Origin of the sequence: Kitasatospora sp. NPDC056273 (assembly GCF_042268845.1) — a bacterium.
Lineage (GTDB): Bacteria > Actinomycetota > Actinomycetes > Streptomycetales > Streptomycetaceae > Kitasatospora.
This window is the reverse complement of the sequence record NZ_JBHJSJ010000029.1, coordinates 41980-52416: the sequence shown is the minus strand read 5'-3', so window position 1 is coordinate 52416 and position 10437 is coordinate 41980. Positions and strand designations below refer to the sequence as shown.

General features: G+C 74.4%; 12 protein-coding genes. All 12 read right to left on the bottom strand.

Going from position 1 to position 10437, the window contains the following annotated elements; all coding sequences use genetic code 11:
* Nucleotides 1–105 precede the first annotated feature (105 nt).
* The 12 genes from ACFCY1_RS24415 to ACFCY1_RS24360 all read right to left on the bottom strand — a co-directional run bounded on the left by ACFCY1_RS24415 (nt 106) and on the right by ACFCY1_RS24360 (nt 10371).
* On the bottom strand, nt 106–1521 hold the full coding sequence (locus ACFCY1_RS24415) for an NAD(P)/FAD-dependent oxidoreductase (RefSeq protein WP_375876042.1): 1416 nt from the start codon (nt 1519–1521) through the stop codon (nt 106–108).
* The gene (locus tag ACFCY1_RS24410) at nt 1502–1819 is read right to left on the bottom strand and encodes a (2Fe-2S)-binding protein (RefSeq protein WP_049652011.1); all 318 of its coding nucleotides are present in this window, start codon (nt 1817–1819) and stop codon (nt 1502–1504) included. The genes ACFCY1_RS24415 and ACFCY1_RS24410 overlap by 20 nt, the downstream gene beginning before the upstream one ends.
* Before the next feature lie 79 nt (nt 1820–1898).
* Nucleotides 1899–3059, bottom strand: a complete 1161-nt coding sequence (locus tag ACFCY1_RS24405; RefSeq protein ID WP_049652010.1) for an FAD-binding oxidoreductase — start codon at nt 3057–3059, stop codon at nt 1899–1901.
* A 131-nt stretch (nt 3060–3190) separates the two neighbouring features.
* A complete protein-coding gene (gene tatC, locus ACFCY1_RS24400; RefSeq protein ID WP_049652009.1) occupies nt 3191–4084 on the bottom strand; it encodes a twin-arginine translocase subunit TatC in 894 nt (297 codons plus the stop codon).
* A gap of 163 nt (nt 4085–4247) precedes the next feature.
* Nucleotides 4248–4553 carry a Sec-independent protein translocase subunit TatA gene (gene tatA, locus ACFCY1_RS24395; protein WP_375876041.1) on the bottom strand — a complete coding sequence of 102 codons (306 nt, stop codon included), beginning with the start codon at nt 4551–4553 and terminating at the stop codon, nt 4248–4250.
* A gap of 191 nt (nt 4554–4744) precedes the next feature.
* Nucleotides 4745–4957 (bottom strand): hypothetical protein, encoded by a 213-nt coding sequence (locus tag ACFCY1_RS24390; RefSeq protein ID WP_049652007.1) that lies wholly within the window; start codon nt 4955–4957, stop codon nt 4745–4747.
* A 21-nt stretch (nt 4958–4978) separates the two neighbouring features.
* On the bottom strand, nt 4979–5185 hold the full coding sequence (locus tag ACFCY1_RS24385) for a hypothetical protein (protein ID WP_375876040.1): 207 nt from the start codon (nt 5183–5185) through the stop codon (nt 4979–4981).
* Between the two features lie 27 nt (nt 5186–5212).
* Nucleotides 5213–6139, bottom strand: coding sequence for a YafY family protein (locus tag ACFCY1_RS24380; protein ID WP_181970795.1), 927 nt, complete (start codon nt 6137–6139; stop codon nt 5213–5215).
* Nucleotides 6140–6165: 26 nt separating this feature from the next.
* A complete protein-coding gene (locus tag ACFCY1_RS24375) occupies nt 6166–7140 on the bottom strand; it encodes a YafY family protein (protein WP_049652004.1) in 975 nt (324 codons plus the stop codon).
* Between the two features lie 177 nt (nt 7141–7317).
* Complete coding sequence (locus tag ACFCY1_RS24370) at nt 7318–7701, bottom strand: FKBP-type peptidyl-prolyl cis-trans isomerase (protein WP_049652003.1); 384 nt, start codon at nt 7699–7701, stop codon at nt 7318–7320.
* Nucleotides 7702–7864: 163 nt separating this feature from the next.
* On the bottom strand, nt 7865–9178 hold the full coding sequence (locus tag ACFCY1_RS24365) for an FKBP-type peptidyl-prolyl cis-trans isomerase (protein ID WP_049652002.1): 1314 nt from the start codon (nt 9176–9178) through the stop codon (nt 7865–7867).
* A 203-nt stretch (nt 9179–9381) separates the two neighbouring features.
* Entirely contained in the window at nt 9382–10371 is a 990-nt protein-coding gene (locus ACFCY1_RS24360; RefSeq protein ID WP_074002320.1) for an FKBP-type peptidyl-prolyl cis-trans isomerase, read from the bottom strand.
* Between the last annotated feature and the right edge of the window lie 66 nt (nt 10372–10437).

The following is a 10437-nucleotide window of genomic DNA, read 5'->3' as shown; positions in this document are numbered from 1 at the left end:
ACTCGTGGGGCGGGGCCGGAGACTTGGCCCCGGGCCCGACCTACGCCGCCGGCCCCGGGGGGCGGCCCCCCCGGTCCCCGCCCGCCGCGAGCGGTCGGGCACGCCCTACGCCTCCGGGTTCGGCCCCGCCGCCAGCTGGGAGAGCGGCACCGGGCAGCCCAGCGGCCGCCGGTCCGGCCCCGGCTCACCCGGGCCGGCCAGGCAGGCCACGGCCGGACCGCACATCCGGCCCTGGCACCAGCCCATTCCGGCCCGGGTGAGCAGCTTCACGGTGCGCGGATCGCCCGCGCCCAGGTCCTCGACGGCCTCCCGGATCGCCGCCACCGGTACCTCCTCGCACCGGCAGACGTCGGTGTCCGGACGCAGCCAGCCGGTCCAGCCGGGGCCCGGCCGGTGCGCGGCGGCCATCAGGTCGGCGAAGGCCCGCAGCCGGGAGCGGCGGCGCAGCAGCGCGGCCGCGGGCCGCTCCCCGGCCACCGCGTGCGCGGCCAGCTCGCCCTCGGCGAGCGCGAGGTCCGCGCCGCCGACGCCGTTGGTCTCCCCCGCCGACCAGAGGCCGGGCACGCTGGTACGCAGCCGGGCGTCGACCTCCAGCGCGACCGCGCCGTCCGGCCCGGTCACGGTCCGCGCGCCGAGCTCGGTGGCCAGGTCGATCTGCGGCAGCAGGCCGTGGCCGACGGCGAGCGCGTCGCAGTCGATCCGCCGCCCGGTGCCGGGCACCGGCCGCCAGTCGGCGTCCAGCCGGGCCACCGTGACGCCGGTGACCCGGTCCGTCCCGTGCGCCTCGACCACCGCGCTGCGCGGGCGCAGCCGTACGCCGTGCCGCAGCAGCGCACCGCCGTGCCCGGCGCCCTCGACCAGCTTGCCGGGGACGGCCGCCAGCACGCCGGGGCGCCGCGCGTACCCGAGGTAGGCGGTGGCCTCGACCACGGCGGGCACCTCGGCCCCGGCGGTGACCAGCGAGGAGGCCGCCGCGAGCAGCAGCGGGCCGCTGCCGGCCACCACGATCCGCTTCCCGGGCAGCACCAGGCCGGCCTTGAGCATGGCCTGGGCGCCGCCCGCCGTGACCACCCCGGGCAGGGTCCAGCCGGGGAACGGCAGCTGCCGCTCGTACGCGCCGGTGGCGAGCAGCACCGACCGGGTCAGGACGGTGGCCCGGTCGGTGCCCTCCGGTCCGCGGGTGACGTGCACCGCGAAGCCGTCCCCGGTGCGCTCCAGCGCCCAGACCTGGTGCCCGGCCCGGAAGTCGGCCCGCCCGGCGCGCCCGTGCGCGTCGAGCCGGTCGGCCAGCCCGGTGTAGGCGGACCAGTGGTGGTGCAGCCGGTCCGGCCGGGCCGCGCCGAGGCCGGGCGCCGGGTGGCGGTAGTACTGCCCGCCGGTGCTCTGCCCGCCGTCCAGCAGGGCGCAGCGCAGCCCGAGGTCGGCGGCGGTGACGGCGGCGGCCAGCCCGGCCGGGCCGGCGCCGACCACCACGAGGTCGTACGACGGGGCGTCGAGGGGTTCAGACGGCGAGGTCGGCACGGCCGTGGCCCTCCTGGGTGGTGACGGTGGTGCCGGGCTCGGCGGGGAGCAGGCAGGTGCGCTGGTTGGGGCGGCCGTCCACGGTGGCCAGGCAGTCGAAGCAGGCGCCGATCCCGCAGAACGCCCCGCGCGGCTTCCCGCCGACCCGGGTGGTGCGCCAGGCGAGCACGCCGTCGGCCCAGAGCGCGGCGGCGATCGACTGCCCGGGCAGCGCGGGGACGGGCCGCCCGTCGAACTCGATGTGGTGGGCGGGCCCGGGCTCGGCCTCGACCAGCCCGGCGGGGGTGCGGCGGCGCATCGGCGGCCTCTCCAATCTCACGGGTCCAGGAAGGAATCTCACACAGGCCTCGGTCGCAGGCGGCCGGGCCGTCACGCCGTCACTCGGCCGGGAAGCGGTCCGCCCGGAACGGCGCGAGGTCCAGCTCCGGCTGCTTGCCGGTGAGCTGCTCGCTGATCAGCAGCCCGGTCGCCGGGGCCAGCCCGATGCCGGCCCCCTCGTGCCCGCAGGCGTGGTACAGCCCGGGCACCCGGGGGTCCGCGCCGATGGCCGGCAGGTGGTCCGGCAGGTACGGGCGGAAGCCCCGGTAGGCGCGCAGCACGGTGACGTCGGCGAGCACCGGGAAGAGGGCGGCGGCCTGGGCGGCGAGCCGGCTCAGCACCTCCTGGGAGAGCGTGCGGTCGAAGCCGACCCGCTCCCGGCTGGCGCCGATCAGCACCGGCCCGCCCGGGGTGCCCTCGATCACGGCGGAGGTCTCCAGCCCGGCCGATCCGCTGGCCACGTTGGCCACGTAGTCGGCGGCGTAGACCTTGTGCCGCACGACCCGCGGCAGCGGCTCGGTGACCAGCACGAAGCCGCGCCGGGGCAGCACCGGCAGGTGCACCCCGGCCAGCGCGGCCACCTCGCCGCCCCAGGTGCCGGCCGCGTTCACCACGGCGGGGGCGGCCAGGTGCCGCCGGTCGGTCCGGACGCCGCGCACGGCGCCGTCCGGGCCCCGGTCGACGGCGGTGACGCTCTCCCCGGTGATCAGCTCGGCGCCCATCCGGCGGGCCTCGCGCAGCAGGTGCGCGGCGGCGAGGGCGGGCTGGACCTGGGCGTCCTGCGGGTAGTGGAAGCCGCCGGCCAGGCCCTCGGCCAGGTGCGGCTCCAGCTCGCGCAGCCGCTCGCCGGGCACCTCCTCGGCCTCGACCCCGACGGCGCGCTGCCCGTCGGCGAAGGCCCGCAGCGCGTCCTGCCCGGCGGCGGTGGAGGCGACCACCACGCCGCCCTTGGGCTCGTACTCGATCGCCGGGCCGAGCCGCTCGGCGAGGTCGCGCCAGAGCCGGGTGCTGAGCAGGGCGAGGTCGAGTTCGGGGCCGGGCTCCTTGTCGGAGACCAGCAGGTTGCCCTCGCCCGCGCCGGTGGTGCCGCCGGCCACGGGCCCGCGGTCCACGACGGCGACGGCGAGCCCGGCGCGGGCGGCGTAGTAGGCGCAGGCGGCGCCGACCACACCGGCGCCGACCACGACCACGTCCAGGGGAGGTGTCTCGGTCTTCAGCACGCCAGTAATATGTCACATGCCATGCGAGCTGCCAAGACCACCCGCCGAAACCCGGAACCGCCCCGACCAGCGGAAAGCCCCGGCCCACCGCTCGGCAGCGGCGGACCGGGGCTCCCTCAGGCCCTACCGACTCACGTGATGTCGTCCATCTCCTCGCGGCGGGACGCCGGCACCGAGGCACCGGCCGCCGGAGCCGCCGAGGCCTGGACGGACTCCGCACCGGCCACCGGCTGCACCGAGAGGTCCAGGTGCGAGGCCTCCTCGTCGTCCAGCCCGGAGTCCGGGTTGCGGCGCGCCTTGCGCTTGTCGTTGAAGATCGCGATCGCCACCGCGATGAAGTACAGCGCCCAGATCGGCGCGGCCAGCGCCAGCATGCTCAGCGGGTCGGCGCTCGGCGTGGCGAAGGCCGCGAACACCGTGATGCCCATGACCATGCCGCGCCACCAGCCCAGCAGCCGCTTGCCGCCGACCACGCCGACCATGTTCAGCATCACCAGCAGCAGCGGGAACTCGAAGGCCAGGCCGAAGACCAGCACCATCCGGGTGGCGATGTCGAAGTAGTCCTCGGGCGGCAGGATCGGCGTGGTGTCGTTCGGGGTGAACGAGAGCAGCACGTCGACCGTGGTCGGCAGCACCAGGATGGCCACGGCCACACCGGCCAGGAAGAGCGGCGTCCCGCAGATCAGGAAGACGACCGTGTACTTCTTCTCGTGCCTGTGCAGGCCCGGCGCCACGAAGGCCCAGACCTGGTAGAGCCAGATCGGCACGGTCCCGACCACGCCCGCCGTCAGGGCCACCTTCAGCATCCAGGTGAAACCGGCGGTCAGACCGATGTTCGAGACCTGGGCGCACTTGCCGTGGTAGTGCTTGGCCAGCTCCAGGGTTTCGCACCGCGGCAGCGGCTGCAGCAGGAAGTCCTCGATCTGCTTGTGGTAGACCGCCGCCACGATGGTGATCAGCACGATCGCCAGGACCGACTTGACCACGCGGTTGCGCAGTTCCCTCAGGTGGTCGGCGAGGGCCATCCGCCCCTCAGGATCCTTTGACGCCTTCGGCGCCTTGGAGAGCTTGCTCAACCCCGGTCCTCAACTCGTGCGTCGGGGCCCGCCGGTCGGCGGGCCTCCGTGGTCGCGAACGCCGCGCACACGGTGTGCGCGGCGGGCGTCAGGTGCCTCACGTGCGCCGCGCTCAGTGCGGGCGGTCGCCGTCGGGCGCGGAGGCCCCGGCGGAGGGCTCGGTCACCGGACGGGCCGTGGCCGACGCTCCCGGAGCGGCCTGGACGGTCCTGGCCGCGGCACCGTCGACCGGGGCCGGAGCGGGAGCGGGCCGGGCCGGCTGCTCGGACTCGCCGTCCGAGCGCATCGCCTGCGCCTCGCTCTTCAGGATCCGCATCGACTTGCCCAGCGAGCGCGCCAGGTCCGGCAGCCGCTTGGCTCCGAACAGCACGATGGCGAGGATCACGATCACCACGATCGCGGTCATCGAGATGCGCATGCGCGACCACCTTCAGTCATGGCGGCCCGACGGGCCGTCCGCTGCGGATGGTAACCGCTGCGGATGACGCCACGACGACGGCCGCCCGAACAGGACAGCGGCCCCCGGTACACGGTTCAGGAGCCAACTGAGAGCGTAACCCGCCCCCGCCCGCGCGCAGCAGCCCCCGTACCACCGCGGTCCCGACCGTGCTATGCGGCGGGGACGCTCCGCTCCCCCGCCGGGGCGCCCTGGGCGGGCACCGCGTCCGCCAGGTCACCGGCCGCCGCGGCCAGCGCCCGCGAGGCCGCGTCCACGCCCTTGGCCAGCGCCCGCACGTCCAGCCAGAGCCGGATCGCGAGGACCCCGAGGACCAGCAGGCCCGCGGTGGCGAGCAGGACGGCGGCGACGAGCATCCAGGACATGCGCCCCAGCCTATACGCGTGCTACCCCTCGGCCGGGACGAGCCGCATGGTGCGCACCCCGGCCCCGGTGAGCGCCTCGACGATCTTCTCCCCGGCCGGCTTGCGCACCGCCGCCCCGCACCGCGGGCAGCCGAAGCTGTAGTGCGCCTGGGCCGGGGTGCGACCGAGGGTCAGGCGGAAGTCCTCGGCCGGGAGCTCCACCTTCTCCCGGCACTCGGAGCAGTACACCTTGAATCTGGTCCCGGGTTCCACCGCTCAGACCCGCCCCTCCCCGTAGGCGGCCAGCGCCTCCCGCGCGGCCGAGCGCGCCTGCTCGGCGAGCTCGGGCGGCGAGACGATCCGGCCGTCCCGGCCCAGCCGCAGCGCCAGCGGGCGCAGCTGGGAGGGGTCGGCGCTGCGCAGGGTGATCCGCAGCCCGCCGTCGGGCAGTTCCTCGGCCCGGTCGTGGGTGTAGTACTCGGCCACCCAGCGGCCGCCGGAGGAGACTTCGACGACCACCTCGGGGTCGTCCGCCGCCGGGTTGACCAGCCCGCCGCTCAGGTCCCGCGGCTCGCGCCGGGGCGGGTCGGCCGGGACGTCCAGGACGCGGATCTCGGCGACCCGGTCGAGCCGGAACATCCGGTGGTCCTCGGAGGTGCGGCACCAGGCCTCGAGGTAGGTGTGGCCCTCGGTGAGCAGCCGGATCGGGTCGACCTCGCGCTCGGTCATCCCGCCGCGCCCGTGCGAGTAGTAGCGCAGCCAGAGCCGGCGGCCCTCGCTGAGCGCGCGGTCGATGTCGGCGAAGACATGGCTCTCCGCCTCGAAGGTCACGCCGACCCGGGCGCTGCCCTCGGCGCTCTCCCCCGCCGCGTTCTCGATCTTGGCGACGGCCCGGGTGAGCGCCTCCCGGTCCCCGGCCCGCAGGCCCGGCAGTCCGGCCACCGCGCGGGCGGCCACCAGCAGCGCGGTCGCCTCGTCGGCGGCCAGCCGCAGCGGCTGGGCGACGTCGTCGACGTTGTGCCACCAGATCCGCTCGCCGTCGGTGTCGATGTCGAGCAGGTCGCCGCCGCGGAAGCTGGTGCCGCACATCGGCAGCACGTTGAGGTCCGCGATCAGCTCGCGCTCGCTGATCCCGAACGCCCGGGCCACCTCGGCGACCTCGGCCCCCGGCCGCTCGCGCAGGTAGGTGACCAGCGACAGCATCCGTCGCGTCTGGTCGATGGCGTTGCTCACGCGCCCACTCCTTCGAAACCCGCGACCGCCCGCAGCCGGTCGACCACATCCGCCCGCAGCTCCTCCGGCCCGAGCACCAGCACGTCCGGCCCGAACTCGGCCAGGTCCGCGCCGAGCCCGTTGCCGTACGGGATCTCCAGCTCGTCCCACAGCTCGTCCACCCGGGTGCTGCCCAGCGCCTTGGTCCGCAGCGGGAAGCCGGCGCCCCGGCGGACCCGGACGGTCGCGGTGGCGGTCGCCCCCTCGCCCGCGAACTTCGCCACGGTGGCCCGGACGTCCACGTGCTCGGGCACGGCGCCGAGGAACGCCCCGGACTTCGCCTTCACCCGGCCGGTGATCCGGCTGAGCCGGAACACCCGGGCGTCGCCCCGGTCGCGGTCGTACCCGGCCAGGTACCAGTGCCCGCGCCAGCACTCCAGCGCCCACGGCTCGACGCTGCGCTGCTCGACGGCGGCGGCGCCGGCCTTGCGGTACTCGAAGGTGACCGGACGGCGGTCCCGGGCGGCGGTGAGCAGCGGCTCGAACGCGGCCTCCCGGGCGGGGATGCGCGGCTCCAGGGCGGTCCGGCCCTCGGCCTCGGCGAACGGCACCCCGGCCGCGCGCAGCTTCTGCAGGGCGCCGCTGGCCGCACCGGACATCTTGGCCTGCTGCCAGACCCGGGCCGCCAGGGTCAGCGCGGCCGCCTCCTCGGCGTCCAGGGCGATCTCGGGCAGCCGGTTGCGGTCGGCGCGGGCCAGGTAGCCGAGCTCGCCGTCCAGGGTGCTCTCGTCCACGTCGATCACCAGGCCGAGCTCGCGCAGGTCGTCCTTGTCCCGCTCGAACATCCGGTTGAAGGCGTCCTCGCTGCTGTTCTGCCAGGCCTCGCGGTACGCCTCGATGGATTCCCGCAGCTCCTTCTTGGAGAGCGGACGTCTGGTGTTCATCAGGCACAGGGCGAGATTCATCAGCCGCTCTGCCTTCGCGATCGCCATCGCTGACCCTTCCGGTGTGCCGCGCCGCGCGCGGGGTGCGCCAACCGGGCGATCACCACCCGGCGGGACCGACCGTACCGGTAGCGGTACGCACGGCAAAAGCGGCCTCCCCGAACGCCCCCGGACACGCCCGTGGGCCGGGCCCCCGGAGGGGTCCGGCCCACGGCACGAGCGGGCTCAGACGGCCAGCAGGTCGACCACGAAGATCAGGGTCGAGTGCGGCGGGATCGCCGAGGTCGGCGACTGGGCGCCGTACGCCAGACGCGACGGGATGGTCAGCTCGCGGCGGCCGCCGACCTTCATGCCGACGACGCCCTGGTCCCAGCCCTTGATGACCCGGCCGCCGCCCAGCGGGAAGCGGAACTCGTTGGGGCTCCGGTTCCAGCTGGCGTCGAACTCCTCGCCGGTCTCGAAGGTCACACCGACGTACCGGACGCTGACGTTCTGGCCCGGCTTGGCCTCCGCGCCGTCGCCCACGACGATGTCGCGGATCTGCAGCTCCGTCGGGGCGTCGCCGATCGGGAAGTCGATCTCGGGCTTCTCGTTGAGGTTGACGCTCACAGTCCCTCTTCTCACATTCGCTCTGCTGTCACGACCAAGCGGCGGACGCCCGCACCCGGTCCGTTCGTCCCGGACCACGGTACGGGCGCCCGCCGCCCGTTGGGGACCGGCCACGCGGCCGGACCCGAAGGTCACACGTGCACCATTGTCACCCGAAAGTGGATCAGCCCTGACCGGCGTCCAGGATGTCCACCACGAAGACCAGCGTCGCACCGGGCGGGATGTCGCCCTGGCCCTTGTCGCCGTAGCCCAGCGAGGCGGGGATCACCAGCTCGACCCGGCTGCCGACGGTCTGGCCCTCCAGGCCCTGGTCCCAGCCCTGGATGACCTGGCCGCCGCCGACCGGGAAGGTGAACGCCTGGCCCTTGCTGAGCGAGGAGTCGAACACCTTGCCGCTGGAGAACAGCGCGCCGGTGTACTGGACGACGACCTTCTCGCCCTTCTCCACCTTCGGCCCGGTGCCCTTGATCAGGACGTGCGACTTCAGCTCGGTCGGGTCCTTCGCCCCGGCGACCGGGGTGATCTCGGCCGGCTTCTTGCCGTTGTCCTTGACCTGCGGGAAGTCCGCGGGCGGCGGGGTGACGGTACCGCTCACCACGGCGTCGGGCGCGTTGGCGTTGCGGATGTCGATCACGAAGACCAGGTCGTCCTTGGGCCCGATCGACATGTCGGCCTTGCCCTGGGCGCCGAACGCTGCGGCCGGCGGGGCCACCACCAGCAGCCGGCTGCCGGCCTTCTTGCCGATCACGGCCTGGTCCAGCGCCGGGATCAGCGAGTCGGTCCCGGCCTGGAAGATCTGCGGCTTCCCGTTGGCGTCGTACGAGCTCGGGATGTCCTTGCCGGTGTTCCAGTCCTTGGCGGTGTAGTCCACCGAGGCCCAGGAGTTCTTCTCCACCTTGGCGCCGGTGCCCTCGGTGAGCACCTTCACCACGAAGGAGCCGTCGGAGGCCTCGCCCGGGATCTGGATGTCGGCCTTCTTGCCGAAGTCGCCGGCGACCGTCGGCAGCACCTTGGCGCTGTCCTTGATCGGCGGCACCGGGTCGGCGGTCGGCGTGGGCGGCGCGCTCTTGGCCGCGTCCGGCTTGGCCGCGGCGCTGTCCTTGGAGCCGTCCTTGTTCACCATGTACAGCGTGACGCCGCTGCCGACCAGCAGCAGGGCGATCACCGTGCCGAGGATCACGCCCAGCTTGCCGACGCCGGGCGGGTTCTCGTCGTACCCGGCCTCCGACGTGTCGGACTTGCGCACGTTGGAGGCGAAGATCTGCGGGGCGTCGTCCGTCTTGGTCCCGCCCGCGGCGCGCGGCGCCTCGCCGGGCTGCGCCCAGCCCGCCTGCTGCGCCAGGATCGCCGGGGGGACGACGATCGACTCGCGGTCCCCGCCAACCGGACCGCCGGGACGAGAGGCGGCCGGGTCACCCGCGGAGCTGTCGTTCGCCGCGGTGCCGGCCCCGCCCGGGCTCGGCGTCTTCTCAGTCATGACTCCCCATCCATCTCGCCACGAGGTCTTCCAGGTCTGCGCCCGGCGTGGGCACGCCGGCCTGCCGTCGCACCGCCCGCCCCGGACCTCGGCGCCGGGCGGCGCCTGCCACAGTGCGTGGGCAGTATGACAGCTCAGGATGAGGGCGGACGCTTCGTTGTACGAGCGTCCGCCCAAGCGTACGGAATCCCCCCGGTGACTTCCTAGACCGCTTCGAGAATGTCGATCACGAAGACCAGGGTCGAGTTCGCCGGAACCGAGCCCTGCGCCTTGTCCTGGTAGCCGAGCGCCGGCGGCACCACCAGCAGGACCCGGCTGCCGACGTTCTGCCCGACCAGGCCCTTGTCCCAGCCCTCGATCACGCTGCCGGTGCCGATCTGCACCGCCTGCGCGCCGCCGTGCGTCCAGGAGGCGTCGAACTGCTGGCCGTTGGCCCAGAGCACCCCGGTGTACTGCACCACCAGGGTCTGCCCGCTCTTGACCTGCTTGCCCTCGCCCTTGATCAGCACCGCCTGCTGGAGGTCGGTGGGCGCGGCCTGCCCGGTCGGGATCGTGATCGTGGCCGGCGCCTTGCCGTTGTCCTTGACCTGCGGCATCGTCGCGGCCGGCTCGGCCATCGCCCCGGTCAGCGTGGAGTCCGGCGGCAGGCTCTCCATGATGTCCAGCACGAACACCACGGTGTCGCCCTTGTTGACGCCCAGCTGGGTGGAGCCCTGCTCGCCGAAGGCCGCCGCCGGCGGGGCGACCACCAGCAGCCGGCTGCCCACCTTCTTGCCGATCACGCTCTGGTCCAACGCCGGCACCAGCTGCCCGCTGCCGGCCTGGTAGAGCTGCGGCTTGCCGTTGGCGTCGTACGAACTGGGCAGGTCCTTGGCGGTGGTCCAGTCCCTGGCGGTGTAGTTGACCGTCACCCAGTCGCCCTTGTTGACGGTCGCCCGGTCGCCCTCGCTGACCGTGTTCACCACGAACTGGCCGCCGGGCTGCTGGCCCTCGGGGATGGTGATGGTGGCCTTGCTGCCGAACCCGCCACCCGAAAGAGTGGGCATCGGTGACGCCTCGCCGACCGGCGCGGGCACCGTCGGGGCGGCGCTCGCCGCGGACGGCGTCACCGGGCCCGCCGCCTTGGGCGAGCTGCTGCAGGCGACCGCGAGCAGCAACGGCAGGGTGAGAAGCAAACCGGCGGTGCGGCGCACGGTGGTCCTAACTGTCGGTCGAAGTCGGCTCTCCTGACTCGACGGACAGCGTATGCCCGGCACGCG